Origin of the sequence: Natronomonas sp. CBA1123, assembly GCF_009741925.1 — an archaeon.
In the GTDB taxonomy this organism is placed as follows: domain Archaea; phylum Halobacteriota; class Halobacteria; order Halobacteriales; family Haloarculaceae; genus Natronomonas.
On the sequence record NZ_WPCC01000026.1, the window covers coordinates 15395 to 39614 of the forward strand.

Genomic DNA, 24220 nt, shown 5'->3' on the forward strand with positions numbered 1-24220 from the left:
CCCCTCTCTATAGCCTTCTATCGCGTTTTTCGCTTCCGTTCCGCACTAACAACTATTAGGGAGCGGTAGCAGTATTTGCCACAGGTGATGAGGTACCAATGAACACACTCGTGTTGACGAAAGGCGTTCCCGACTTCCGGGAAGGGCAAGTGTCCTTCGACGAGGACGGCCACCTCGAACGAGGGAAGACGCCGACGGTGATGAATCCGAACGACAAGTTCGCGCTGCGGGCGGCACTACAGACGAAGGTACGTCACGGCGGGACGGTCTCGCTTATGAGCATGGGCCCGCCGGGCTACAAGGAAATCCTCCAGGAGGGGATGCGGGACGTGTACGCCGACGACCTGTATCTGCTCTCCGACCGCGAGATGGGCGCCGCCGACACGTGGGCGACGGCCATGACCGTCGCGACCGGCATCGAGAAACTCGAGGAGACGCCGGACCTAGTGTTCGCGGGTTTCAAGAGTGCCGACGGGGAGACCGGCCACACCGGCCCCCAGACGAACTGGTGTCTCGGCTGGCCGCTTGTCACCCACGTCATCGCTCTAGACATCGACGAGGAGGCAGGTCGGCTCCGGGCGAAGCGACTGGTCAAGGGTGACGTCGAGGAGATAGAGACCGTCGAAGCCGACCTCCCGGCGTTCGTCGTCACCGACCCGGAGTTCGAGCCGACTTATCGGAAGGCCGAACACCGGCTCAAACACAAGGAACTCCGCGAGAAGACCCAACGGCGCGCGGAGGACTACGAGGACATCGTGACGGTGTGGGACCACGAGGACCTCAATCTCGACCCCGACTACATCGGACTCGATGGCTCGCCGACTATCGTCTCCGGCGTCGACCCGATTCCGAAGGCACCCTCCGAACGCGAGGCGACGACGGTCACACCGGACGACGAGGAAGGTATGCGAAACGTACTCGAGGAGATGGAGCCGTTCGCGGCAGGTGACTGACCATGGTATCTGTAGACCCGACCGAACACGAAATCGCGGAACTGGGACCGAAAATCAAGGACGTCGAGGACCTCGATGAGTTGGAGGAGATGCTCGAACTCGAAGAAGGCGGGGAGGACCGCGACCCGGTGAAGACGCTCATCGAGGGCCGAATCGAGAAACTCTCGGCGGACGACGAGGAGCCCGACCCGAGCGAGGCTGATTTGACCGAACTGACCGTCGCGGACATCGCGAACCTCGTTCGAGGCATCGAAGACGTCGACGTTCTCGAGGACATCTTGGAACGCGAACGGGACGGAAAGGAACGGAAATCCGCCATCTCTCAAATCGAGAATCGAATCGAGGACCTGACACAGGACGACGACGGCGAGGCGGCGGAAGTCGAGTACGTCCCGCCGGAGGAGAAGTACCCCGAACTCGACCACCCCACGTCGGAAAAGCGGTGGGTCGAGGGAACCGTCGACGGCGACTACCGGGATATGTGGGTGTACTGTGAGACCCAACAGGGCGAGTTGATAGACGCCTCCAAGGAGATTCTCGGGAAGGCCAGCGAACTGATGGCCGGCTACAACGAGGAGTACGACGAAGACGAGGCCGTCGTCGCGGTACTCATCGGCGAAGACGTCTCGGAGTTGGCCGAAGAGGCCGTCGCCTACGGCGCCGACCGCGTCGTCTATCAAGAGGACGAACGTCTCGAACGGTTCCGACACAAGCCCTACACCGAGATTTTCTGTTCGATGTGTCGGGACAGCGACTTCGAGTGGCGCGACTATCACGAACCGCGATACACCGTCTTCCCGGCGACGAACAACGGCCGGGACCTCTCGGCGTTGGTGCAGGCCGAACTCGATTCGGGGCTGGCATCGGACTGCTCGGACCTCTACATCGATTCGGCCACCATCTCGAATCCGGCGAAGACGGGGACGCCGGGCGACAACAAGGTGTTCGAGCGCGTCCTCCACATGCCGCGACCGGACTTCTCGGGCTTCGAGTACTCGACGATTCTCTGTATCGACAAACCCCACCGGGACTTCCACCCACAGGGTGCGAGCGTCATTCCCGGAACGTTCGATTTGCCCGACCCCGACCCGGAACGGGAGGGCGAAATAGTCGAACACGAACTCGAGTTGTCCGAGGAATGGTTCCACGTCGAGGTGACGGATTACGACCAACTGGAGGGCGGTGTCGACCTGACGGGCAACGAGGTCGTCGTCGCACTCGGCCGCGGCATCGGCGAGGACCCGACGAAGGGAATGGAGCTGGGTCTCGAACTCGCCGACGCCTTCGAGGAAGCCGACCTCGGTCTCTCCCGAGGGGTCATCACGGCCTCCTATCAGTTCGACGGCCACGTCGAGGACTACGTCGCCGAGGAACGGCAAATCGGCGAGTCCGGACAGGTCGTCGAACCCGACCTCTACATCGCCGCCGGCATCTCCGGAGCGGTCCAGCACAAGGTCGGCATGGACGAATCCGACACCATCGTGGCCATCAACACCGACCCCGACGCCGACATCCGAGGGTTCTCCGATTACTACATCGAGGGCGACCTCTTCGAGGTGTTACCGCGGCTGACAGAGGCACTCAAGGAGGGCGAGTTCTCCCGTGCGGTCGCGGAGGTGAGCGATGACTGACGACTACGAGCACTTCGAGGCGGTCGTCGTCGGTGCCGGCCCCGGCGGAGCGGCGGCAGCGGCGACGCTGGCCGAAGCAGGCGTCGAAACGCTCGTCCTCGAACGCGGCGTCGACGCCGGGTCGAAGAACGTCTCGGGCGGCCTCATCTACGCCGAGGAATCGGCGCCCTACACCATCGACAGCATCTTCGATGGGTTCCGCGAGGAAGCCGCCGAGCGACCCATCTCGGAGTACTACATTCACAACCTCGCCGGCGAGAAGGTCAAGACGTTCGACCTCTCGGATATCCACCACCACGACACCGAGTGGTGTGACGCGGTACTCCGACGGCAGATGGACTCGTGGCTCGCCGAACGCGTCCACGAGAAGTGCCGAGACACCGGTGGTGGACTGTTGACCGAGGTGCGGGTCAACGGGCTGCTCCGAGAGGAGGGAGAAATCGTCGGCGTCACCTGCGACGAAATCGACCCGATTACGGCCGATGTCATCATCGCGGCCGACGGCGTCAACTCCGAGTTGGCACGCGACGCCGGCTTGATGGACTGGGAGGAACCCGACGAGTGGTTCCAGGGCGTCAAGGCCGTCGTCGATATGGACCCCGGAGCCGTCAACGACCGGTTCGGTGTCGAATCGGACGACGGCGTCGCCCACCTGTTTTCGGGGGACCTCTTCCAGGGCGTCCGCGGCGGTGGCTTCCTCTATACGAACGAGGATTCGCTGTCCATCGGGACGGTGTTCCACCTCGATTCGCTGACCGAGGAGGAGGCCGAACCGCACGAACTGCTCGATTCGCTGCTCACACATCCGCTGTTGGACCAGTGGCTCGACGGCGAGTACCACGAGCGGGAGTACTCCGCGAAACTGGTCCCGGACTCGAAGAAGGCGGCCAACCCCTCGCCGCATCAGGGTCGGCTACTGCTGGTCGGTGACGCCGCCGGACAGATGCAGGCACAGGGCCCGATAATCAAGGGAATGAACCACGCGGTCACCGCCGGCGGCTTGGCCGCCGAAGCGTTCGCGGAGGCGAAATCCCGTGGCAATCCCGACAGTGCGGGCGACCTCTACGAGAAGAAACTCGTCGACGAGGGCGTGATGGCCAAGCTCCGCCCCCAGCGGTACCGGATGACTCGAACCCTCTCGGAGAGCGACCTGGTGACGAAAGTAGCCGGCGGAGTCCTCGACTCGGCGGTCGGCCGGGCCGGCGTGAAACTCTTCGACGGCGCCATCGAGCGGGCGTTCAACTCCCCGTTCCTGTTGGGGATGATACCGGACACCCGGACCTCCTACGTGACGGTTCCGCGGGTGGTAGGGGAGGTGCTCGGGGAACGCATCGACGCCGAAAACACCATCGAACCGCCGGAACTCGACGACCGAATCGGCGATTTGACCTACGACGTCGGGGACCCCCACATCGAGTTGGTCGACAACAGTTTCGCGGCCAGCGGCGCCGCCGTGGCCGCCTGTCCGGTCAGCGCGAAGGACTTCGGCGGCGGCTGTTACCGTGAGGAGACCGTCAAGACCAACGGCAGCGAGGAGAAGGTCGTCAGCCTCGACACCCAACCCTGCGTCGAGTGCGGTACCTGCGCGGTCGTCGCCGACACGGAGTGGGAACACCCGGCCGGCGGCAAGGGCGTGGAGTTCAAGGACGGATAGATGGACGACCTCAGCGACCGCATCGCCGAACTGTCCGAGCGGGCCAGACGGGACCGCGAGTCGTTCGAACCGCCGGTAGACCCGCCCGACGAGGAGACCGCACTCGAGTACCTCGTCGACGGCGTCGGCGATGTCGTGGGGCTGTACATCGAAGCCCGGACCGGCGAGCTGGTCCGATTCGACGACGCCGAGTTCGCCATGCTGGAGCGGGCGCTCAACGACTGGCTCGACCTGTATGCGGCCTGCTACGGCGTCGACCTCGAGGCGTCGTTCACCGTCCGAGAGGCCGCAGAACTGGTCGTCGACACCCACAGCATCCGTGAAACCGCGATACTGCTGACGAACGTCCCGGACAGAGACCGCAGAAAGCCGTGGTCACAGAGCGCATCGAAAACCGACATATAACTAGTTCGACTCCGGCAACAATTTTATATGCTGGTTCGTGCTACCAACCCTCATGCAGTTCTCCGACGAGCTCGAATTCAGCCACCGGGACCGCAAGGACATCTACGAGTACGTCGAGCGGTACGGGACGGCCGACTACGACGAGACGCGTCGGGCACTGAACATGAGTCCGGAGGCGTTCGGCCACCACATCGCCGTCCTTCGGCGTGACGGCATCGTTTCCAAAACTGACGAGGGCGACCTTCGAATCGCCTTCGAGGACGACAGCGAGGAGACCTACGTCGACGATGGACTCGAAGTCACCATCCGAGCGGCCCGCGAGGACGACCTGACCGGGTTGGTCGGCGCGATTCGAGAGGCGCTGGGCGATAAGACCTACATCGAGGGCGAGACGGTCGCCGACGTGGTCGAAAGCGAAGACGTCCTGTTGCGACACAACGAACTCCAAAAACGGATGTTCTTCGTCGCGACCGTCCACGGTGACGTGGTCGGGTGGGTCCACCTCAACGCCCCCGAACTGGAGAAACTCGAGCACACCGCGCAGTTGACCGTCGGCGTCATCGACGAGTACCGCGGCCACGGCATCGGGACGAAACTGCTCGACCACGGCGTCGACTGGGCGCTCGACAACGGCTTCGAGAAACTGTACAACAGCGTCCCTTCCTCGAACGAGGCCGCCATCGATTTCCTCGAGGCTCGCGGGTGGGAGACGGAGGCAATCCGGAAGAAACACTACAAAATCGACGACGAGTACCTCGACGAAGTGATGATGGCGAAACTGCTGGCGTAACGGTAGTGGAGGCCACAGCGACCGCCGTTTTTGCCGATACCGTATTACACCCTCTGCCCAAACAATCGCGTATGAGCGAGAGCGGCCTGCGACTTCGAGGCGCCGACGCCGAGGCACTCGAGTATGTCGAAACCCTGCTGACAGCGGCTGACCTGCCGGTCGAGGACGTTCGGTCGAACCAGGAGTGGTTCTACGTCGCTTTCGACGGCGACGACCGAGTCGGAGTCGGCGGCATCGAATCAGCCGGCGACGACGCCCTCCTTCGGTCGGTCGTCGTCGAAACGAGCGTTCGAGGACGGGGCTACGGCGAGGCGCTCCGGGCGGCGTTGGAGGCGAAGGCCCGCGCCGACGGCGTCGACACGCTGTACCTGCTCACGACGACCGCCGCCGACTTCTTCGCCGAAGGAGGCTACACGAAAATCGACCGCGAATCGGCGCCCGATGCCGTCCGAAAGACACGCGAGTTCGAGGAGTTCTGTCCCTCGACGGCTACCTGCATGAAGAAGTCGCTGTAGCGACACCAATCGGTCAGGGCCACTCGTCGCCGGCGTCCGGCAGCGGGTCTGCGACGACGCCGTCCTGCCGGGCGAGAACGCGGGCGTGTCCCGGACACACCACCCTGTTTTCGGCCCACGGGATGTGGAGCTCGACGGCTGCCGTCTCCTCACAGTCCGGTTCCGTACACTCCATGCCCATCGTAGGACCCCCCGGCTAACAGCCGTTGTGGTCAGACGAACACGGCGAGGAGGAATCCGACGAGGACGACCCCGGACAACAGCGCCTGCATCACTGACGAGGCGAGCATCCCGACCGTGGCGTACGCCGCCGTCCGAAGTCCACGCTCGACGTCGCCGTGCCGGTAGTACTCGGCGACGAAGACGGTGCCGCCGACGCCCACGACGACGCCGAGCGGGCCGAGGACGAACAGCAACAGGAACCCGGTGACGGCGGCGATGGCCGTCGTCCGAAGTGAGGCGCCGCCGTATCGGGCCGACAGCGCCCCGGCCAGCCAGTCGACGGCGAGCGTCAGCAGGCCGATTGAGACGAGGAGTGCGACGACGAGGAGGTTCGGCTCGCCGGTGGCGTACCAGTAGTAGCCGACGCCGGCGATAGAGAGCGCGCCGCCGGGGACGAAGGGGACGAAACTGGCGGCGACGGCTGCAACGAGCAGCACGACGGCGACGTACAGCGGGTCGACGGGGAGCACGTTCGGATGTTTGGCGGCGAGTGGATAACGCTACTGGGCCGATTACTCGGGGGCGACGACTTCGAGCTTTACGCCCTCCGGTCCCTCACAGTACAGCGCGTAGTAGCCGCCGGCGAAGGGATGGCGGTCCTCGTACAGTACCGTCGCGTCCTCGCGGTCCCGGACGGCCTCGGTGAGTGCATCGACCCGCTCGCGGGAGGCGGCATGGAAGGCGAGGTGGTTCAGTCCGGGCGTAGTCCGGTCGAAAGGGTGGTTGTCGGTGTCGGCCGACACGAGAACGATGTACGTCGGGTCGTTTTTCCACGAACGGCCGTCCGCCCAGTCGTTCTTCAGTTCGTAGCCGAGTTCGCCGAGGAACCACTCCCAGAAATCGACGGCGGCGTCGAAATCGGCCGCGTACAGTTCGACGTGGTGGAGTTGGCCCGCGCTGTCGGGGTCGGCGTGGTCGTGCTCCATCGGTCGAGTGTCGGTTCGCCAGTTGAAAAAGTCACTCCCGGTAGCGGTCGGCCTCCTCGCGGGCGGCCGCGGTGCCGTAGCGGTCGACGAGCGGCCGGTAGGCGTCACCCAACGCGCGCATACACTCCCGACGGGAGACGTAGCCGAGGCGGTCGGCCGTCTGCTCCCACGGCGTCGCTTGCAGGACTTTCACGACGAGGAGTCGCTCGGCGTCGGGGTCCTCGAGTGCCCCGTCGACGAGCGCCCGGAGTGCCACCTGTCGGAAGGGACCGGGAGCCACGTCGTACAGTCCCGGCCCGTAGGCGGCGCTTGCGAGGACGCGCCACTCGGTGTCGGTCAGTTCCAATCGGACGGGTCCCGACGCCGCGGCGAGGGCGCCGCGGACGACATCGGGGTCGGTGTCGTCGAGTGCGTCCGCGAGAACGTCGGAGATGCGACGCCGGAACCACCCCCCGTGTCGGTCGGCAAGGGATTTGCCGGAGTCCGACAGCGGGCGAACCATCAGCGCCGAGTACTCGCCGCTCGTGTCGTTGCGGGTCGTCGAGAGGTGGACCGTCCTGTAGCCGTTGTCGTCCCAGAACGACAGCAACTCCGGCGTCGCGCCGTAGCCGACGCCGAGGTAGTCGACGGCCTCGAATCGGCCCGAGAGAGGCCGGTCGCCCTCGGCGTCGAACTCGGCCTCGATTGCCGACAGCAGCCGTGAACCGAACCCACGGGAGCGGACGGCGTGATGTGTCGCGATTCGCATCACGCGCAATCCGACCGGGCGGGCGGCCTCGATGTCCCGGAGTTGACTCGTAAGCACGTCGGGGAGCATGTTCCCGCGGACGCGGGCCCCCTCGTACATCTCGCGTCTGGTCTCCGCTGAGAGGTCCCCTTCGCGAGCGAGCAGTGCGACCGCGACGACGTGGCTGTCGACGGTCAGCGCCCGCAACGCGATGTTCGGCGCGTCGAGCAGGCGAGCGAGGTCGTCGGGTTCGGTGCGGTAGTGGGCGTTGACGAGGAGGCCGAACGTCTCCCGGAGGCGATTCTCGTCGTCGGCCAATGCCACGGGGTCGAGGCGTTCGTAGGTCGCGTCGTCGGGCGTTGCATCGGCGACGAGTGGCTCCACCGCGGGTCGGGCGTCGAGCAACAGCGCCCGGAACAGCCACACCTCGATTGGGTCGGCCGCGGCGTAGCGAATCGGGTCCCCGAGCGTCACAGTGTCGACCGCCCGCTCGTCGTCGAGGGTATCCCGGAAGCGAACGTCGAAGCCACGGCCGGCGCCCTCGTAGCCGTGAACCGTCGTCGCGAAGCAGACGCTCGGGGCGACCGACAGCAGGGATTCGAGCACGCGAACAGGGAGTGCCGCAGCCTCATCGACGACGAGTACGTCGGCTGTCTCCGTTTTGGCGTCGGTAGGTGGGGCGAACCGAACCCGGCCGCCGCCCTCGGCCCGGAGTTCGTGGGCGGCGTCATCGCTTCGACCGTCGGAGACGAGGGCGTTGAGTTCTCCCAGCATCTCGGCGGCGCGGTCGAACAGTTCGGCAGCGTTGCGGTAGTTCGGCGCCGTCACGAGTACGTCCCGGCCGTCGGCGGCGAGGGCGGCGGCCGCCAGTCCAGCGGCGCTGGATTTCCCGCGGCCGCGGTCGGCCTCGAGGACGACCGCCTTGCCCGGTTCGGAGAGCGCCTCACAGGCCAGGACGGCGTCGCGCTGGTCGGCTGTGAGACAGGCCTCGTAAACGGACTTCGGGAAGGCGGCGTCATCGGGTGGCGAAAACGGGGCTTCGGCAAACTTCGGCGAGGGGTCGGTTCGTCCGTCGGCTTCGACCGTTCCGGCGTCGACATCGACGATAGCGATGCCGCGGTGTTCTCGGAGCGTCCGGACGAGTCGGCGGCGGAACGTTCCGGCCACGTCGTCGAGGCCGAACGGGGGGACGGCGAGGGTTTCGTCGAACCCGTCGCGTTCGTCGGGCCAGCGGTCGAGCGGCGGCACCACGAGGACGAGCAGTCCACTGCCGTCGACTGCGCCGGCGGCGCGGCCGAGGGCGTTCGGCCGGCAGGCGTCGTGGCAGTCGACGACGACGCAGTCGTGGGTCTCCCCGAGGAGTTCGTCGGCGCGAGCGGGGGAGAGTCGACGACCGACGATATCGCGTTCCGACAGCGCGATGGTGTCGAGGTCGGCCGCTTCACAAGCGGCTTGGGCGGCGGTGTAGCCGGCCTCACGGCTGCCGGTACAGACGAGCAGCCGTCGCTCTTTGGTCGCTTCGGCCTCCGAGCGCAGGGCGAGGACCGTCTCTCGAACCGCGTCCATGCCCGGCGGAAGGGGACGGTACCGGAAGGCTCCACCGGTTGGGCGAAACCCTTTCACCGGTGGGGCTGACCTCCGAGCATGGCAACTCAAACCAGACAGTGGATACTCGACAGCCGACCCGTCGGCGAGCCGACGATGGAGAACTTCGAGCTAATCGAAACGGAACTTCCCGACCCGGAGCGGGGCGAAGTACTCGTCCGGACGCTGTACATGTCCGTCGACCCCTACATGCGCGGGCGGATGCGTGACGCCGAATCCTACGCCGAACCGTGGGACGTTGGCGACCCGATGCAGGCGGGCGTCGTCGGCGAAGTCGAGGCCTCCGAACACCCTGACTTCGAGCCCGGCGACGTGGTGACCGGTGACCTCCAGTGGGCCGACTACGCCATTGCCGACGGCCGGGACCTCCGAGGGGTCAACCCCGAACACGGCCCCATCTCGACGGCGCTCGGGGTGTTGGGGATGCCCGGCGTCACCGCCTACTTCGGAACGACTGACGTGGCCGAACCGACGCCCGGCGACACCGTCGTCGTCAGCGCCGCCGCCGGCGCCGTCGGCAGCGTCGTCGGCCAACTCGCCGACCTCACCGGCTGTCACGTCGTCGGCATCGCGGGCGCCGAGGAGAAACTCGAGTGGCTCGAATCCGTCGGCTTCGACGAGGGCATCAATTACAAGGAAGAGGACGTGAGCGCGGCGCTCCGGGAAGCTTGTCCCGACGGCATCGACGTGTACTTCGACAACGTCGGCGGCCCCGTCACCGACGCCGTCTGGCCGCTGTTGAACGTCCGGGCGCGGGTGGCCATCTGCGGACAGATAGCGCTGTACAACGCCACCGAGGTGCCGACTGGGCCGCGCAAACTCGGGAAACTCATCGAGTCACGCGCCCGCGTCGAGGGGCTGCTCGTCCGCGACTACGAGGACCGGTGGGGAGAGGCGCTGAAGCGGCTCTCCGGATGGGTCGCCTCGGGCGACATCGAGTACCGCGAGAACGTCGTCGAGGGACTGGAGAACGCACCCGACGCCTTCCTCGGACTGTTCGAGGGGACGAAAATCGGGAAACAGCTCGTGCAGGTGGGCGAACGGGAGGCCTGAGATGCCCACGTGGGACGAACGGTTCGCCGCCGGCGAGTATCCCCAGAACCCAGAGCCATCGGCGGTGTTGCGTGAGTACGTCTCGTCGTTTCCCGACGGTCGCGCCCTCGACGTGGCGACCGGAACGGGTCGGAACGCGGTGTTCCTCGCGGAATCCGGATACGAGGTCGACGCCCTCGACCAGTCCCGGGAGGGGCTGAAGGTTACTCGCGAAAACGCCGCCGAGGCGGGCGTCGAGAAGCGAATCGAGCCGATTCAGGCGGACGCGGACACCTACGAGTTCCCCGCGGACCGATACGCCGTCATCACCATCAGCTACTACCGAGTTCTCGACCGGTTTCCGGACATCAAGGAAGCGCTCGTCGACGGCGGCGTCCTGTTCGTCGAACACCACCTGCGGTCGACGGACGGTCCGCTTTCGGGGCCGAGTACGGACCGCTACCGGTTCGCCTCGAACGAACTCCTCCACGCCTGTCTCGACATGACGGTGTTGTACTACGACGAGACAACGACGCCTCACGAGGGGAAACACAGCGCGACGGCGCGCATCGTCGCCCGAAACACGACCGGAGGGCGACAGTCCTATCCCGCCGTCGAACGAGGCGACTGACGGCCCGTCGGCGGGGGCGAACGCGCTTGATAAGGGTTAAATGTCGCCGCGCCGGACCAGTTGATATGAGTAGCGAGAGTACCCAACGGAGGGAACGGAAGTGCATCTCCTGTGGGATAAACATCTCCGGGACGAGCGCGGCGAAGTTCGACTGCCCCGACTGTGGGCACCAGATTTACCGCTGCTCGAAGTGTCGCAAGCAGAGCAACCTCTACGAATGCCCGGATTGTGGGTTCATGGGGCCGTAACGATGGGGAAAGTCGCAGCCAAGATGAAGGTCATGCCGCAGAGCCCCGAGGTGGACCTCGACGAACTGCAGGACCGCCTCGAGAACTCCCTGCCCGAGGGCGCGAAAATCAGCCGCGTCGACCGCGAGGACGTGGCGTTCGGACTCATCGCGCTGTTCCCGACCGTTCTCATCCCCGACGAGGCCGGCGGCACCGACGCCGTCGAGGAGGCCTTCGGCGGCGTCGAGGGCGTCGAGAGCGTCGACGTCGACGAAGTCGGACGAATATAGTCGGTCGTTTCTCTCCGATTTCGACGCACCACCGAGACGAATCGCCGACCGTCGGGCGACCGACTGGGCGTCGCCGGAACGCACGTTTTATGTGTCGGAGTTGATTAGGACTCATCAACAATGCCGAGTTCCAACGGTCCGCGGAAGGCGACCCGAAACAAGCTGAAGAACAAACCCCGAGAGCGCGGGGCATCCCCGCCGCAGCGCTCCGTCGAAGAGTACGAAAACGGCGAGAAGGTCCACCTCAAGGTTGACCCCTCGGTGCCGAAAGGCCAGTTCCACCCCCGATTCAACGGCCGAACCGGAACGGTCGCCGGCAAGCAGGGCCGTGCGTTCAAGGTCGAAATCAAGGACGGCAGCGTCACGAAGACGCTCATCGTCGCGCCGGCCCACCTCCAACGCCAGCAGGAATGACGATCTTCAAGGAGGTCGTCGACGAGGAGTTCCTCACCGTCTCCGAGGCGAAGGAACTGCTCGCCGACATCGAAGCCGAACGCGCACTCGACGAGGACCGCGAGATGCGCTACGAGTTGGCGCGCGCCATCGAGCACGTCAACCGTTTCGCGGTCCTCGACGCCGAGGAGTCCCGCGAACTCGTCGCGGAGCTGACCGAACTGGAGAAGGTCGACGAGGCGACGGCGTACAAAATCGCCGACCTCCTTCCGCAGGACCGCAACGAACTCCGCTCGGTGTTCTCACAGGGGCGGTACACGATGTCCGGTGACGAACTCGACGACGTGCTCGACATCGTCGTCAAGTACGCCTGATACGGACCGGCACCTGTTTTAAATATCGCCTCCCCGTACCGTATGTATGAGCGACAGCGACGCCGGAGACCCCACTACCGCAGTCGTCTTGGATTTCCTACCCCGAGGCCGTCCCGACGACGACCGGCCACAGTATCAGAAGTCGCCGGTCGCCTACGCCCTCGGCGAGTCGGATTTCCGGCTGGTCGAACTCGCCCTCACCGACGACGCGGGCGTCAACATCGGTGACCGGGTCGAAATCGACCCGCCCGGCGAGAACGTCAAGGACTGTCGAGCGATAGCGTACGGTGACCTCTCCAGTACGGCCGAATCCGAACTGGAGTACGCCCTCAACGAAATCATCGACGCGAACGAGAAGCGCTTCGTCGACTTCTACAACGACGCCCAGCCGATTACGACTCGGCTGCACGTGCTCAATCTGCTGCCCGGTATCGGGAAGAAACTCCGCAACAACATCCTCGATGCGCGCAAGCGCAAGCCCTTCGAGAGCTTCGAGGATATCGAACAGCGCGTCTCGGGACTGCACGACCCCCGAGGCGTCCTCCTGGAACGAATCGAGGAGGAACTCGGCGAAGAGGACCTCAAGTACCGTATCTTCGCCCGGCGGGAGAGCGACGAGGAGTAACCGCTCGCGACGCCAAAGAGTGAACGATATACGGGGCGCGGGCATACGGCGGGACAACATGCGGGACCCCGACGCGCTTATCGCTCGTGCTGGCGTCCGCGGCGACCCCGACCGCGACCAGCACTTCCTCGTCGACGACCGCGTCCTCGACAGACTCCCAGGCTACCTCCCCGAGGACGCCGACACGACCCACATTCTTGAGGTCGGCGGCGGAACTGGCGCGCTCACCGACCGGCTCCTCGCCGTCGCAGACCACGTGACGGTCGTCGAGCGCGACCCGGAACTCGCGTCGTTTCTGCGCGAGGAGTTCGAGACCGAAATCGCCGACGGTGACCTCACGGTCATCGAGGGCGACGCGTTGGAGGTCGAGTTACCCGAGTTCACCGCCTCGGTGTCGAATCTCCCCTACGGCGTCTCCTCGGAAATCACGTTCCGACTCCTCCCGGAGAAGCGGCCGACGGTGTTGATGTTCCAGAAGGAGTTCGCCGAGCGGATGGCCGCGGAACCGGGGACCGACGCCTACGGCCGGCTATCGGTGACTGCGGGCCACTACGCCGACATCGAGGTCGTCGAACCGGTTCCGAAGGAGGCGTTCTCGCCGGCGCCGGCCGTCGAGAGCGCGGTCGTCCGGACGACGCCACGGGAGCCGACGTACGAAGTGCCCGACGACGAGCAGTTCATGTCGCTGGTTCGGGCGGTGTTCACCCAGCGTCGGAAGACGATGCGGAACGCGGTCCGGAACACGACACACATCTCGGGTATCGACGACGCCGACGCCGTCGTCGAGGCGGCCGGTGAGGAACTGATGAGCAAGCGGGCCGGGAACGTGCCGCCGGAGGCGTTCGCCCGACTGGCCCGAATCGCAGACGAGACCGGCGGAGGTGACGGCGGATGAAATCGATCGTCCTCCAGAGCCTTCCGTGGTGGACCGACCTCCAGTTCGAGTTCTACCGGACGTTCTCGACGACCGAACGGTACTACCTGACGGCGCTCGCACTCGGGGTGTTCGGTCTCCTGATGGCGATAGCGTACTTCAGCGGGAAGCTGCTGAAACGGCGGGTTCGGAGCGACGCGGTACAGGCCATACAGGGGGTGTTCGTGACGGTCGGCAGCATCGTCCTCAGTGGATTGCTCGTCGTCGTCTGGGGACTCACCGGGACGGTCGTCCAGTCGCTGTCGTTCCTCGCCATCGGCCCCGAAGTAGGAGTGAAACTCCTGTTGACGTTCATCGTCTTCGCGGGCGCGTTCACCGTCACGCGGCTGACGAAACGCTCAATCAAGTTCGGCGCGGGCCGGAACGTCATCACGGCCCACCAGCGCGAGGTCGCCCACCACATCGTCCAGTTGGCCGTCTTCATCCCGGCGATACTGTTCACCATCGCGCTGTGGGGGGTCCCGGTCCAGAGCCTCTTTCTCGGCGCCGGTGCACTCGGCATCGTCCTCGGGTTCGCCGCGAGACAGACCCTCTCGGGGGCGCTGTCGGGCTTCGTCATCCTCTTCGCCCGACCCTTCGAGGTCGGCGACTGGATTTCGGTCCACGACCGGCAGGGCATCGTCACCGACATCACGCTGTACAACACTCAGATTCGGACCTTCGACGAGGAACACGTTCTCGTCCCCAACGACCAGGTGACCGGCAGCGAGATAATCAACTACTCCAAGACCGACCGGCTTCGCATCACGACCGACGTTGGCATCGACTACGACGCAGACGTGGCGACGGCGGCGAGCGTCGCCAGGGACGCGATGGAACGCTGTGAGTCGGTGTCCGACTCCCCGTCACCGGACGTCGTCCGGACGGCCTTCGACGATTCCGCCGTCGCGCTTCGGCTCCGCTACTGGATAGACAAGCCGACCATACAGCACAAGTGGCGCGCCCAAAACGAAGTCATCGAGGCGGTGAAAGGGGCCTTCGAATCCGAGGGCATCAAGATACCGTTCCCACAGCGGGAGTTGATGGGACGCGAAGAGACCGGCGGCTTACAGGTCGCCGAAGCCGAGCGGGAACGGCTCTCCGCCGACAAACGGACCGTCGCGAACCGGGGTTCGGACGACCGAGACAGTCGTTCTCAGGGGCGTTCCGCGACCGACGTGTCCGAACCGGTCGAGGAGGATTACGGCGGCGACCCCTCCGGGGACCCCGTCGACGAGGACGAAACCGAGAGCGGGGGCGAAGAGACGGCGAGCGAGGAACCGGCCGACGTGAGCGAACCCGTCAGCGAGGAACACAGCCACGACCCCGACGACCCGATGGCCGTCGACGGCTTCGAGCGCGACCCCGACCCGGTGCGTGACGGCCCAGAGAACGAGGACGAGGAGAGGGACGACGAATGACGCTTTCGGACCGTCGGGAGATGCCGACGGTGTACGAGGCCGCCGAGGACTCGCGACTGCTTGCCGAAACGGCCGTCGAGACGGTGGACGATGCGGATTTCGTCCTCGAAGTCGGAACCGGGTCGGGACACGTCGCCGAGTATGTCGCCGAGGAGACGGGTGCCCGGGTCGTCGGCAGCGACATCAACCCGGAGGCCTGCCGACAGGCCCGCGAGCGCGGCGTGCCAGCCGTCCGCGGGAACCTGACCGACCCCTTCGGCGCCGATACCTTCGATTGGGTGCTGTTCAATCCGCCCTACCTCCCGACGCCCCCCGAACGGGAGTGGGACGACCCGCTGGAACACGCGCTCTCGGGCGGCGAAGACGGCCGCCGCGTGATTCGACCGTTCCTCGCGGACGTTGCCCGAGTGCTCGCTCCCGGCGGCGGAGTCCTGCTGTTGGTCTCCTCGCTGACCGATATCGAGGCCGTGACCGACCTCGCCGCCGACGCCGGATTGACGAGTCGAGAGGTCGCCGAGGAGGCGTTCCCCTTCGAGCGGTTGGTCGTGTTGGAATTACTCTTAGACATACGTGAGTAGGAAATATTAAACGCCGTCATTACGTAGCGCCGGTAATGACGGAGGTAATCGCTACGACACCGGGACTGTTCCCGCTGCCCGACTGGGCGAAGGACGACCTCTCGGATTTGAAGGGTCACCAGAAGGACGACCTCATTTCCGGCGACGAGGGCGACGACGTCCTCGAGGCCTACGAGCGCGCACGGACGGAGGTCATCGACCGACAACTCGAGGCCGGAATCGACGGCGTCGTCGAGGGGCAACTCCGCTGGGACGACATGCTCGCCCACCCGCTGTGTGTCCACGACAGCGTCGACACCCGCGGTATCGTCCGCTACTACGACAACAACAACTTCTATCGGGAGCCGGTCGTCACCGGCGACCTCGACTTCGACGGCGACGTGGCCGAGGAGTTGGCCGGCCAACCGGACGTGAATCAGGCCGTCCTCCCCGGTCCCTACTCGCTTGCTGACCTCGCGACCGACGAACACTACGGCGACGACGCCGCGTTCCTCGACGCCATCGCCGAGTTCCTCGCCGGCGAAGCCGCCGAGTTCGACACCGAGACGCTGTTCCTTCTAGAACCGTCGCTCGTCGAGAACGCCCCCGACGATGGCGAAGACGAACGCGCAAGCGAGGCCATCGACCGCGTGGCGACGGCAGTCGACGCCGACGTGGTGGTTCACACCTACTGGGGGGCGATTCCCGAGAAGCCCTACGCTCACCTGATGGACGCCGACATCGACGCCGTCGGCTTCGACTTCGTCTCCGACCACGAGCAGAACGTCTACAACATCCAGGAGTACGGCACGAAAGACAGCATCGCGTTGGGTGTCGTCGACGGCCAGAACACCCTCGTCGAGACGCCCGAGGAAATCGCCGAGCGTATCGAGTGGGTCGACGACAGCGTTCCCGCCCAGACGTTCGACACCGTCTACGCGACGAGCAACACCGAACTGTTCTACCTCCCACAGAACAAGTTCGAGGCCAAACTGGACGCTCTTGCCGACGGCGTCGAGGAGGTGTCCCTATGAGCCCCACGAACCAGACCAACACCCGCGAGCAGTTCCGCCCCGAGGACCACCCGACCGAACACTTCCTGCTGACGACCGTCGTCGGCTCGTATCCCAAGCCCAAGTGGCTCAACCGCGCGAAGGAACTCCACGAGGACGACGACCGCGATTTCGACGAGGAGAACCTCCAGGAGGCCCTCGACGACGCCGCCCGCCTCATCACCCACGAACACGAGCGTTCGGGCCTCGACGTGGTGTGTGACGGCGAGATGCGGCGCAACGAGATGGTCGAGTACTTCGCCGACCGCATCGACGGCTACGAGTTCAACGGCCCCGTGAAGGTGTGGGGACACAACTACTTCGACAAGCCCTCGGTCGCCGACGAGGTGGCCTACGACGAACCGTGGCTCGTCGACGAGTTCGAGTTCACCGCCGGCGCGACGACCCGGCCCGTGAAGGTTCCCATCACCGGCCCCTACACGCTGGCGTCGTGGTCGTTCAACGAACACTACGACAGCGAGGCGGAGCTGGCCTACGAACTCGCCGGCCTCGTCAACGAGGAAATCGAGCGCCTCGTCGACGCTGGCTGTCGATACATCCAAATCGACGAACCTGCCCTCGCGACGACGCCCGACGACCACGCCATCGTCGGCGAGTGTCTCGAACACATCGCCGACGGCATCCCGGAGCACGTCCGACTCGGCCTCCACGTCTGCTACGGAGACTACTCGCGCATCTACCCCGAAATCCTCGACATGCCCGTCCACGAGTACGACCTCGAACTCGCCAACGGCGACTACGAGCAGTTGGACGTGTTCACCGCCGACGAGTTCACCAAAGACCTCGCGCTGGGCGTCGTCGACGTCCACACGACCGACGTGGAATCCGTCGAGGAAATCAAGGAGAACATCAAGAAGGGCTTCGAAATCGTTCCGCCGGAGCGCCTGACGGTCTCGCCGGACTGTGGCGTCAAACTCCTACCGCGCGAGGTGGCCTACCAGAAGATGGAGAACATGGTGCAGGCCGCTCGCGAGGTCGAGGCCGAACTCGACGCCGGCGAAGTCGACGCGGCCTACGTCGGCGACTAAAACACAGTCGTCCACAACAGCCCGACCACGAACAGCGCGACGGCCGCTATCGTGCCCCAGTCACTCCACCGCGTCTCTTTGCCCGTACCGTCATCGGACTGCGTCAACACGTAGGCGTAGCCGGCGATTGCGACCAGCGCGATGACGACCCCGTACACGACGTTCAATGCACTTGCCATATGTTACCATACTTCTCGATTGCATAAAAACGTTGGCGGCACAACCGTCTTTACTGGTCCAACCGATACAGTGACCCATGCGAATCGAGTTGCGGGTGTGCAAGCACTGCCACGAGGGAGACCACGGGAACCAACAGAAAACGGCGGTGACGAGGGACATGGTGGACTGCGCCGAGCGCGTCCGCGAGTACAAGGACCTCATCGGTCTCGACTCCGTCTACATCACCAAAGTCGAAGAGGGCGACCCCGGGGGCGCCGAGGCGCTTCCGGCCATCGTCGCCAGCATCGAAAACGACCAGGTGACCCTCTCGGACACCCAGTTGGTCATGGAGGACGAAGACGGCAACATGCTGGTGTATCCGGAGCCGAAGGACATCCTCGAAGTGCTCACGCGCAACATCGACCAGATTCAAGAGCAGACTCGACAGGACGTCACCGTCGAGTTATCCGAGGAAGGAGCAAAACTGCTAACGGCCTGAATACGAAATCGGAGGCCTCAGTCGTCGGTCTGTGGCTCCCCGCCGTCGGCGACCGTCTCGCCCTCGCGTTGCCGCTGTTGCATCTCCTTCTCCCAGCGGACCCGCATGACGTTGCCGTACATCGAGAGGACGATACCGACGAACAGCACGAACATCCCGATGTTGATGCCGATGGTGAGAAGCAAATTGGTCACGTCGCCGCTGACGACCAACTCCCTCGGGACGGGATACCCCTCCCGAACGATGCTTCCCATCAGCACCGACACGATTCCAACCACGACGAGCGAGCCGAATATCGTCGACACGGAGTGCCAACTCGGCGCGAGTTCCAGCGCCTCGATGCCGGTTCCCTCGTGGTCGTCGTCTTCGCCGTGGGACTCCGGAATCATGCTCCGGGGAATGAACGCCTTCGTCTCTACCGGGTAGAACGCCGGGTGCATCCCGTGTTCGAAGATGTGGAACATTACCCCCATGACCATGATGACCCCCAACAGACCGTGGAAGATGACGAACGCCATCGCCGCGGTCCGCGTCGCGAAGTACTGCATCAGTCCGGTTTTCGACCAGATGAGCAGCCCCGAGATGGTGAGCAACAGCAGTTCGACGGCGAAGATGAAGACGACCCCCTTGCCGACGTAGGACAGAAGCGGCACCTCGTCGGACTCGTAGCCGGCGAACTGCCGGGCGTGGGGATGACGTTCGTCCGTCCGCCCGAGCATGAACTGGACGTCCTGCAGGAACGCGTCGACGTCCGCTTTCCGCGGGAGGATTTCACGGAAGTTGCTTCGGCCGGTCGGACTGATGACCATCAGCACCATCCAGAAGACGATGAGCGCGACGAGTCCGAGCCCCGCGGCGCGGTGGAGTGCGGTGACGCCGGTCGCACCGCCCATCAGCGTCACCATCCACCACAACTCGGAGTTGAACATGATGGCGTAGCCGGTGAAGAACAACAGGAACACGTCCAGCGCCAGAAGCGAATGGAACAGCGTCGTCACCCGCGTAAACTTCCCGTGGTCGAGATTGGTCATTCCGTCTCACCCCCCGAACCGGAGCCGTCGGCCATCACGCTTCGCCCGACTCGCTCTCCTCGGGGTGACGCATCCGCGCGGCGAGGCGACGGAAACTCGCCCAGTGGAGGAACACCATAAACAGGATGAACACCCCCATGATGACGTCTGCGGCGTGAACCAGCGCGATGAGGAAATCCAGCGAGGGGATGGTGTTGCCCGCGACCCAGTCGCTGCCGACGCCGCCGCCCTCGACGGTCGGGCTGACGCGGAACAGCGTCTCGTAGAACGGCCCGAAGCCGCTGGCCCACCACACCGACAGGAGCGCGACAGCAATCCCGACGACCGCCGAGACGAGGACGGAAATCGGGGAGTAGCCGTCTACCTCCGGCGTCTCGTAGCTCATCGGAACTCACCGGCGTCCTCGCCGAAGACGATGTCCATCGCCACATCGTTGAAGAACGTACCCTCGTCGCGTTTGTCGAGTTCGTCCGCGATTTGGGAGGGTTGCCCGACGAGGATAGCGTCGGTCGAACACTCCTCGGCACAGGCCGGCCCCTTCCCGATGTCCTGGCGTTCCTCACACATCGTACACTTGTCCATCGTGCCGCCGGTTCCGAACACCTGCGCGGCGCCGTCGTCGGATTCGGGGAACTGCGGTGCGCCGAACGGACACGCCGACAAACAGTACTGACAGCCGACACAGAGGTCCTCACGGACGTCGACGAACTCCTCGTCGGTCTTGATGAGGGAATCGGTCGGACACACCGAAACGCAGGGTGCGTTCTCGCAGTGGTAACACTGCATCGGGATGGACGTCTCGCCGGGGGATTCCCCCTGTGCGAGTGCGGCCGCGCCGGACATCCCGGACCCCTCTTGGCCCTCCAGCATCGTCGAGATGCTGATACGCTGTTCGTCCTGTGGGACGTCCCACGTGCGTTTGCAGGCGACGACACAGCCGCCACAGTCGATGCAGGCGCCGACGTCCGGGAAGATTCGCGTTCCCTCCCCGACGCTCATCACGCCGTCGCCCATTACCTCTTTGTTCGATTGGGACATGGATTATCACCTCATTGAACTGTTTCGCTGTCACGGACGTCGAAGTTCTTCTGTGAACCGATGTCGTTGCGGTCCTGCGGGAACTCGAGGTCCGTGTCCATCCCGAGCTCCTCGAGTAGCTCCTGTGTCGCCGGTCGGACGGCGACCATCGACACCTTCGTCTCCTGCATCTGCGTCTCGACGTCGTAGCCGCGCGACGTAATCGCGTTCGCGGAGTCGCCGATGGCGTAGGGGACGGTCCCCTCCGGGTATTTGTCCTCCTGACTGTTCCCCTTAAACACGCCGCCCCAGTGGAACGGCAGGAACACCTCGCCGTCGTTCGGCCGGTCGGTCACGCGTGCCTTCACCAACACCGACCCCCGGTCCGTCGAGGAGACGACGACGAGGTCGCCGCCGTCGACGCCGAGTTCCTCTGCTTTCGCGGGCGTAATCTCGGCGTACATGTGGGGCTGGAGGTCGGCCGTATGGATGTTCGACCGCGTCTCCGAGCCGCCACCCTGGTGTTCGACCTGCCGGCCGGTCGTCATGATGGTGTCGAGCTCCGGCCCGTCGCTTTCGCCGTGGATGATGTCCATCGCCTGCTGTTGCTCGGTGGCGTTGTTCTGGTCGAGTCGGTAGAAGTTCTGCTGTTGACCGTTCGCCGGCCACTCCTCGACGAGGTCCGGCCGCGGACTCTCGATGGGTTCGCGGTGCACCGGCACCTTGTCGAGGAAGCTCCAGACCACCGCCCGCGCCCGCCCGCGACCGGTCGGGGCGTCGGGTTGGCTGTAGTCGTATTCCTCGTAGAACGACGGGTCGACGTCCTTGGTCCGTTCGAGGTACTCGTCGAAGGTCGTACTTCCGGTGTTCGGGGAGTCAATCGCCTGTGCGGCGGTGTACACCGACTCTTGGCTGTCGAGTGCGTACTGCTGTGGAATCGTCAACTCGTCGGACTGCGTCGACTGCGTCGGGTCGATGAGGCTCCGTGGTGGCGTCGTCTTCCAGCCGGATACTCCGGAACGCCGTGTATCTGGCCGTCGTCGGCCAACTCCCTGTCGCTGGCCCAGTCGGGCACGTAGGGGTCCCGAATCAGACTCAGCGCGTCCTCCTGACTGTCGTATCTGTCGCCGACGGCGTCGACGGTTTCCTGGAGCGGGTAGTCCGCGTCGGTCGGCATCGCGTCCCACTCCTCCGGTGTCGGCGCCTGGACGCCCCACCGGGTCCGGAAGTCCTGACCCCCATCGTTGGGGTTCATGTCGTCGTTCCAGATGATGGGTGTTCCCGGATGCCCCTCGCCCCAGCAGGGCCACGGGAGCATCCAGTACTCGCCCTCGACAGGCGTTCCCTCGGCGCCTTTGAGGTCCTCACTGGAGAAGGCGTAGTCGTACTCCAGGTGCTGTTGGAGCCGTTCGGGCGTCTGGCGGTAGCCGATGGTGTTCGTTCCGAGGTTGAACTCCCGGATGACGTTCTCGTAGGACGATTTCCCGTTGTGCATCTCGGGGCCCGAGCCCCAGTCGAAGTGCTCGCCGAACCCGAGTGCGTCGGCGAGTTCCTGCATGATTCGCAGGTCGGGTCGGGAGTTGTGTGCGGGCTCTGCGACCGGTTCCGACCACTGCACCGACCGGTTCGTGTTCGTCAGCGAGCGGTAGTGCTCGTACTGACTCGACGCCGGCAGCAACAGCACCGGCGGGCCATCCTCGTAGTCCGGAAGGACGCTCGCGACCGACGGGAACACGTCGATGACGACCAGCAGGTCGAGGTTCTCCATGCCCTCTTTCATCTGCTCCATCTCGCTGATGGAGTTCGCGGAGTGCCCCCAAAACACCGCGATTTTCACCTGGTCGGGTTGGTAAATCGGCGTCTCCTGATAGCGGTCCTCCTGGTCGAGAGCGCCTTCGAACCAGCGGGCCACCGTGAGCCCGTTCTGGAACATCATCGAGTTCTCGGCGGGTTCCTCCGGACTGTGTCCGGGGTCGTCCCGATTCGCCGGGAGGTCCGCCTCGTCGTTGCCTTCGTACACCGGATGCTGGCGGACGTACTTGTCCGGCGGCATCAACTCAAAGCGGTCGTACATGTCCGCGAACGAGGTCGAACCGCTGGTGTAGGGGTTCTTGTCCCAGATTTCGGCCCACCACGACCAGCCGCCGGGGGTGAGCCCGTAGTACCCCGGCAGGATGTGACTCGCCACCGCGAGGTCGGTCGCACCCTGGACGTTGGCGTGGCCGCGCATGACCTGCAGGCCGCCGCCGCTCCGGGCGGAACTCCCGGAAGCGAGGCTCAACGCGGCGTACGAGCGGATGTTCTGGGTGCCGTTGTTGTGCTGGGTGCCGCCCATCGCCCACTCGATTTGGACGTGGGGTCGGTTCTCATCGACCATCTCCGCGATGCGCTCGATGTCCTCCTCGGAGACCCACGTGATGTCCGACACCGTCTCCTTGTCGTACTGGTCGAGTTCCACGTCGACGTCCTCCCAGCCCTGAACGCGGTCCGTAAGCATGTTCTGACCGCTGTCGTCGGCCTCCGGGTCCATCGCCAGCCCGTACTCGTCGCGGAGTTCCTTGATGACACCCATCATCAGCGCCACGTCGGTCCCGGGCCGGAACCGGACGAACTCGTCGGCGTGGGCCGCGGTCTTCGTGAACCGCGGGTCTAAAACGAGTATGTCCCCGCCGCGTTTCTGCCCCTCGAGGATGTGTTGCATCGCGATGGGGTGGGCTTCGGCTGGGTTCTGCCCGACGATGATGTTCAACTCGAAGTTCCGGTAGTCCGGAACCGTGTTCGTCATCGCGCCGTAGCCCCAGGTGTTCGCCAGTCCTGCAACCGTCGTCGAGTGACAGATGCGCGCCTGATGGTCGATGTTGTTCGTCCCCATGAACGCCGCGAGCTTTCGGATGGCGTAGGACTCCTCGTTGGAGTGGTGGGCACTCCCGAGTAACATTACGCTCTCGCGGCTGTGTTCTTCGTCGACGTCGACCGCATCGCTCGGCGATACGTCCGAGTCGGGCCACAGCGCCCGGATGTCGGTAGCGAGGCGGTCGTAGGCGGTGTCCCACGAGAGCTTCTGCCACTCGCCGTCTTCCCGAATCATCGGGTGTTTGAGGCGCTTTTCGGAGTGTTCGGTCTCGTAGATGCCCGCCCCTTTCGAGCAGAGCGAGCCGTTGTTTATCGGGTGGTCTTCCCACGGCTCCATGCCGACGAAGGAGTTACCCTTGCGCTCGCCGTGGAAGCCACAGCCGACCGAACAGTAGTTGCAGATGGTCTTTGTCAACTCACCTTCCGTGTCCTGTCCGTCGACCTCGTCGTCGTTTTGGGCGAGTACCTGCCCGGCCGTACCGCCACCGAGTGCCGCCACGCCTGCCAGCGCGCTCGCCTTCATGAACGACCGCCGGTCGAGGTCGAGGGAGACTGGTTCTGTGCTCATTCCATTAGTTGGCTCTCTGCCTCGTCTTTGCTTGCGATTCCCTAGCACGTTAGGAATCATCCTATATTAAAATACGGGGCCAGTCGTGGACATATTTTTAA

Annotated in this window: 27 protein-coding genes and 1 pseudogene; 19 read left to right on the plus strand and 9 right to left on the minus strand. The window is 64.8% G+C overall.

Features of this window, described 5'->3' with window-relative positions; translation table 11 throughout:
• Positions 1 to 98: 98 nt before the first annotated feature.
• The 6 genes from GJ631_RS12020 to arsN2 all read left to right on the plus strand — a co-directional run bounded on the left by GJ631_RS12020 (position 99) and on the right by arsN2 (position 5948).
• Complete coding sequence (locus GJ631_RS12020) at positions 99 to 953, plus strand: electron transfer flavoprotein subunit beta/FixA family protein (protein ID WP_156709393.1); 855 nt, start codon at positions 99 to 101, stop codon at positions 951 to 953.
• 2 nt (positions 954 to 955) lie between these two features.
• Positions 956 to 2584, plus strand: a complete 1629-nt coding sequence (locus GJ631_RS12025; protein WP_156709394.1) for an electron transfer flavoprotein subunit alpha/FixB family protein — start codon at positions 956 to 958, stop codon at positions 2582 to 2584.
• Positions 2577 to 4238, plus strand: coding sequence for an FAD-dependent monooxygenase (locus tag GJ631_RS12030; RefSeq protein WP_156709395.1), 1662 nt, complete (start codon positions 2577 to 2579; stop codon positions 4236 to 4238). Before GJ631_RS12025 ends, GJ631_RS12030 begins: the two co-directional genes overlap by 8 nt.
• Positions 4239 to 4643, plus strand: a complete 405-nt coding sequence (locus tag GJ631_RS12035; protein ID WP_156709396.1) for a hypothetical protein — start codon at positions 4239 to 4241, stop codon at positions 4641 to 4643.
• Between the two features lie 52 nt (positions 4644 to 4695).
• Positions 4696 to 5433: a bifunctional helix-turn-helix transcriptional regulator/GNAT family N-acetyltransferase gene (locus tag GJ631_RS12040; protein ID WP_156709397.1), complete on the plus strand. Its 738-nt coding sequence runs from the start codon at positions 4696 to 4698 to the stop codon at positions 5431 to 5433.
• 71 nt (positions 5434 to 5504) lie between these two features.
• Positions 5505 to 5948 (plus strand): arsenic resistance N-acetyltransferase ArsN2, encoded by a 444-nt coding sequence (gene arsN2, locus GJ631_RS12045; RefSeq protein WP_156709398.1) that lies wholly within the window; start codon positions 5505 to 5507, stop codon positions 5946 to 5948.
• 13 nt (positions 5949 to 5961) lie between these two features.
• Here the strand turns inward: arsN2 and GJ631_RS18625 are convergent, their stop codons facing one another.
• Genes GJ631_RS18625 through tmcA form a run of 4 tightly spaced genes read right to left on the minus strand, consistent with a single transcriptional unit; the run spans position 5962 to position 9389 of the window.
• Positions 5962 to 6123, minus strand: coding sequence for a hypothetical protein (locus GJ631_RS18625; RefSeq protein ID WP_197425021.1), 162 nt, complete (start codon positions 6121 to 6123; stop codon positions 5962 to 5964).
• Between the two features lie 37 nt (positions 6124 to 6160).
• Entirely contained in the window at positions 6161 to 6640 is a 480-nt protein-coding gene (locus GJ631_RS12050; RefSeq protein ID WP_370518652.1) for a DUF456 domain-containing protein, read from the minus strand.
• Between the two features lie 42 nt (positions 6641 to 6682).
• On the minus strand, positions 6683 to 7096 hold the full coding sequence (locus GJ631_RS12055; protein ID WP_156709399.1) for a VOC family protein: 414 nt from the start codon (positions 7094 to 7096) through the stop codon (positions 6683 to 6685).
• Positions 7097 to 7127: 31 nt separating this feature from the next.
• On the minus strand, positions 7128 to 9389 hold the full coding sequence (tmcA, locus tag GJ631_RS12060) for a tRNA(Met) cytidine acetyltransferase TmcA (RefSeq protein WP_156709400.1): 2262 nt from the start codon (positions 9387 to 9389) through the stop codon (positions 7128 to 7130).
• 78 nt (positions 9390 to 9467) lie between these two features.
• On the opposite strand from tmcA, the gene GJ631_RS12065 reads away from it, so the two are divergent.
• From GJ631_RS12065 to GJ631_RS12120, 12 genes are all read left to right on the plus strand, one after another.
• Positions 9468 to 10481, plus strand: coding sequence for an NADP-dependent oxidoreductase (locus GJ631_RS12065; protein ID WP_156709401.1), 1014 nt, complete (start codon positions 9468 to 9470; stop codon positions 10479 to 10481).
• A 1-nt stretch (position 10482) separates the two neighbouring features.
• A complete protein-coding gene (locus tag GJ631_RS12070) occupies positions 10483 to 11091 on the plus strand; it encodes a bifunctional 2-polyprenyl-6-hydroxyphenol methylase/3-demethylubiquinol 3-O-methyltransferase UbiG (protein WP_156709402.1) in 609 nt (202 codons plus the stop codon).
• 65 nt (positions 11092 to 11156) lie between these two features.
• Positions 11157 to 11339 (plus strand): HVO_2753 family zinc finger protein, encoded by a 183-nt coding sequence (locus GJ631_RS12075; protein ID WP_156709403.1) that lies wholly within the window; start codon positions 11157 to 11159, stop codon positions 11337 to 11339.
• A gap of 2 nt (positions 11340 to 11341) precedes the next feature.
• The gene (locus GJ631_RS12080) at positions 11342 to 11608 is read left to right on the plus strand and encodes an elongation factor 1-beta (RefSeq protein WP_156709404.1); all 267 of its coding nucleotides are present in this window, start codon (positions 11342 to 11344) and stop codon (positions 11606 to 11608) included.
• Positions 11609 to 11728: 120 nt separating this feature from the next.
• A complete protein-coding gene (locus GJ631_RS12085; protein WP_156709405.1) occupies positions 11729 to 12022 on the plus strand; it encodes a 50S ribosomal protein L21e in 294 nt (97 codons plus the stop codon).
• A complete protein-coding gene (locus GJ631_RS12090) occupies positions 12019 to 12375 on the plus strand; it encodes an RNA polymerase Rpb4 family protein (RefSeq protein WP_156709406.1) in 357 nt (118 codons plus the stop codon). Before GJ631_RS12085 ends, GJ631_RS12090 begins: the two co-directional genes overlap by 4 nt.
• Positions 12376 to 12421: 46 nt before the next feature.
• On the plus strand, positions 12422 to 13000 hold the full coding sequence (locus GJ631_RS12095; protein ID WP_156709407.1) for a DUF655 domain-containing protein: 579 nt from the start codon (positions 12422 to 12424) through the stop codon (positions 12998 to 13000).
• Positions 13001 to 13058: 58 nt separating this feature from the next.
• Positions 13059 to 13895, plus strand: a complete 837-nt coding sequence (locus GJ631_RS12100; protein WP_156709408.1) for a 16S ribosomal RNA methyltransferase A — start codon at positions 13059 to 13061, stop codon at positions 13893 to 13895.
• Positions 13892 to 15334 carry a mechanosensitive ion channel family protein gene (locus GJ631_RS12105; RefSeq protein ID WP_156709409.1) on the plus strand — a complete coding sequence of 481 codons (1443 nt, stop codon included), beginning with the start codon at positions 13892 to 13894 and terminating at the stop codon, positions 15332 to 15334. The genes GJ631_RS12100 and GJ631_RS12105 overlap by 4 nt, the downstream gene beginning before the upstream one ends.
• On the plus strand, positions 15331 to 15912 hold the full coding sequence (locus tag GJ631_RS12110) for a HemK2/MTQ2 family protein methyltransferase (RefSeq protein WP_156709410.1): 582 nt from the start codon (positions 15331 to 15333) through the stop codon (positions 15910 to 15912). The genes GJ631_RS12105 and GJ631_RS12110 overlap by 4 nt, the downstream gene beginning before the upstream one ends.
• 35 nt (positions 15913 to 15947) lie before the next feature.
• A complete protein-coding gene (locus GJ631_RS12115) occupies positions 15948 to 16925 on the plus strand; it encodes a methionine synthase (protein ID WP_156709411.1) in 978 nt (325 codons plus the stop codon).
• Entirely contained in the window at positions 16922 to 17992 is a 1071-nt protein-coding gene (locus GJ631_RS12120) for a methionine synthase (RefSeq protein WP_156709412.1), read from the plus strand. Before GJ631_RS12115 ends, GJ631_RS12120 begins: the two co-directional genes overlap by 4 nt.
• Here GJ631_RS12120 and GJ631_RS12125 read toward each other — a convergent pair.
• Positions 17989 to 18171 (minus strand): hypothetical protein, encoded by a 183-nt coding sequence (locus GJ631_RS12125; protein ID WP_156709413.1) that lies wholly within the window; start codon positions 18169 to 18171, stop codon positions 17989 to 17991. The genes GJ631_RS12120 and GJ631_RS12125 overlap by 4 nt on opposite strands.
• A gap of 77 nt (positions 18172 to 18248) precedes the next feature.
• Here GJ631_RS12125 and GJ631_RS12130 point away from each other — a divergent pair, with 77 nt between their 5' ends.
• On the plus strand, positions 18249 to 18650 hold the full coding sequence (locus tag GJ631_RS12130) for a hypothetical protein (protein ID WP_156709414.1): 402 nt from the start codon (positions 18249 to 18251) through the stop codon (positions 18648 to 18650).
• A 17-nt stretch (positions 18651 to 18667) separates the two neighbouring features.
• Here GJ631_RS12130 and GJ631_RS12135 read toward each other — a convergent pair whose 3' ends face one another.
• The 4 genes and pseudogenes from GJ631_RS12135 to GJ631_RS12150 all read right to left on the minus strand — a co-directional run bounded on the left by GJ631_RS12135 (position 18668) and on the right by GJ631_RS12150 (position 24119).
• Entirely contained in the window at positions 18668 to 19681 is a 1014-nt protein-coding gene (locus tag GJ631_RS12135; RefSeq protein ID WP_156709415.1) for a cytochrome b/b6 domain-containing protein, read from the minus strand.
• A 34-nt stretch (positions 19682 to 19715) separates the two neighbouring features.
• Entirely contained in the window at positions 19716 to 20066 is a 351-nt protein-coding gene (locus tag GJ631_RS12140; RefSeq protein WP_231753972.1) for a hypothetical protein, read from the minus strand.
• On the minus strand, positions 20063 to 20719 hold the full coding sequence (locus tag GJ631_RS12145) for a 4Fe-4S dicluster domain-containing protein (RefSeq protein WP_156709416.1): 657 nt from the start codon (positions 20717 to 20719) through the stop codon (positions 20063 to 20065). The genes GJ631_RS12140 and GJ631_RS12145 overlap by 4 nt, the downstream gene beginning before the upstream one ends.
• A gap of 11 nt (positions 20720 to 20730) precedes the next feature.
• A pseudogene (locus GJ631_RS12150) lies at positions 20731 to 24119 on the minus strand (molybdopterin-dependent oxidoreductase).
• Between the last annotated feature and the right edge of the window lie 101 nt (positions 24120 to 24220).

Excerpts from the sequence above, each read along its gene's own strand:
- GJ631_RS12115 (WP_156709411.1), top strand. The coding sequence starts at position 15,948 with ATGACGGAGGTAATCGCTACGACACCGGGACTGTTCCCGCTGCCCGAC.
- GJ631_RS12120 (WP_156709412.1), top strand. The coding sequence starts at position 16,922 with ATGAGCCCCACGAACCAGACCAACACCCGCGAGCAGTTCCGCCCCGAG.
- GJ631_RS12085 (WP_156709405.1), top strand. The coding sequence starts at position 11,729 with ATGCCGAGTTCCAACGGTCCGCGGAAGGCGACCCGAAACAAGCTGAAG.
- GJ631_RS12125 (WP_156709413.1), bottom strand. The coding sequence starts at position 18,171 with ATGGCAAGTGCATTGAACGTCGTGTACGGGGTCGTCATCGCGCTGGTC.
- GJ631_RS12030 (WP_156709395.1), top strand. The coding sequence starts at position 2,577 with ATGACTGACGACTACGAGCACTTCGAGGCGGTCGTCGTCGGTGCCGGC.
- GJ631_RS12135 (WP_156709415.1), bottom strand. The coding sequence starts at position 19,681 with ATGACCAATCTCGACCACGGGAAGTTTACGCGGGTGACGACGCTGTTC.
- GJ631_RS12090 (WP_156709406.1), top strand. The coding sequence starts at position 12,019 with ATGACGATCTTCAAGGAGGTCGTCGACGAGGAGTTCCTCACCGTCTCC.
- GJ631_RS12100 (WP_156709408.1), top strand. The coding sequence starts at position 13,059 with ATGCGGGACCCCGACGCGCTTATCGCTCGTGCTGGCGTCCGCGGCGAC.
- GJ631_RS12075 (WP_156709403.1), top strand. The coding sequence starts at position 11,157 with ATGAGTAGCGAGAGTACCCAACGGAGGGAACGGAAGTGCATCTCCTGT.
- GJ631_RS12080 (WP_156709404.1), top strand. The coding sequence starts at position 11,342 with ATGGGGAAAGTCGCAGCCAAGATGAAGGTCATGCCGCAGAGCCCCGAG.
- tmcA (WP_156709400.1), bottom strand. The coding sequence starts at position 9,389 with ATGGACGCGGTTCGAGAGACGGTCCTCGCCCTGCGCTCGGAGGCCGAA.
- GJ631_RS12025 (WP_156709394.1), top strand. The coding sequence starts at position 956 with ATGGTATCTGTAGACCCGACCGAACACGAAATCGCGGAACTGGGACCG.
- GJ631_RS12145 (WP_156709416.1), bottom strand. The coding sequence starts at position 20,719 with ATGTCCCAATCGAACAAAGAGGTAATGGGCGACGGCGTGATGAGCGTC.
- GJ631_RS12130 (WP_156709414.1), top strand. The coding sequence starts at position 18,249 with ATGCGAATCGAGTTGCGGGTGTGCAAGCACTGCCACGAGGGAGACCAC.
- GJ631_RS12110 (WP_156709410.1), top strand. The coding sequence starts at position 15,331 with ATGACGCTTTCGGACCGTCGGGAGATGCCGACGGTGTACGAGGCCGCC.
- GJ631_RS12035 (WP_156709396.1), top strand. The coding sequence starts at position 4,239 with ATGGACGACCTCAGCGACCGCATCGCCGAACTGTCCGAGCGGGCCAGA.
- GJ631_RS12070 (WP_156709402.1), top strand. The coding sequence starts at position 10,483 with ATGCCCACGTGGGACGAACGGTTCGCCGCCGGCGAGTATCCCCAGAAC.
- GJ631_RS12105 (WP_156709409.1), top strand. The coding sequence starts at position 13,892 with ATGAAATCGATCGTCCTCCAGAGCCTTCCGTGGTGGACCGACCTCCAG.
- GJ631_RS12065 (WP_156709401.1), top strand. The coding sequence starts at position 9,468 with ATGGCAACTCAAACCAGACAGTGGATACTCGACAGCCGACCCGTCGGC.
- GJ631_RS12095 (WP_156709407.1), top strand. The coding sequence starts at position 12,422 with ATGAGCGACAGCGACGCCGGAGACCCCACTACCGCAGTCGTCTTGGAT.
- GJ631_RS18625 (WP_197425021.1), bottom strand. The coding sequence starts at position 6,123 with ATGGAGTGTACGGAACCGGACTGTGAGGAGACGGCAGCCGTCGAGCTC.
- GJ631_RS12040 (WP_156709397.1), top strand. The coding sequence starts at position 4,696 with ATGCAGTTCTCCGACGAGCTCGAATTCAGCCACCGGGACCGCAAGGAC.
- GJ631_RS12140 (WP_231753972.1), bottom strand. The coding sequence starts at position 20,066 with ATGAGCTACGAGACGCCGGAGGTAGACGGCTACTCCCCGATTTCCGTC.
- GJ631_RS12055 (WP_156709399.1), bottom strand. The coding sequence starts at position 7,096 with ATGGAGCACGACCACGCCGACCCCGACAGCGCGGGCCAACTCCACCAC.
- arsN2 (WP_156709398.1), top strand. The coding sequence starts at position 5,505 with ATGAGCGAGAGCGGCCTGCGACTTCGAGGCGCCGACGCCGAGGCACTC.
- GJ631_RS12020 (WP_156709393.1), top strand. The coding sequence starts at position 99 with ATGAACACACTCGTGTTGACGAAAGGCGTTCCCGACTTCCGGGAAGGG.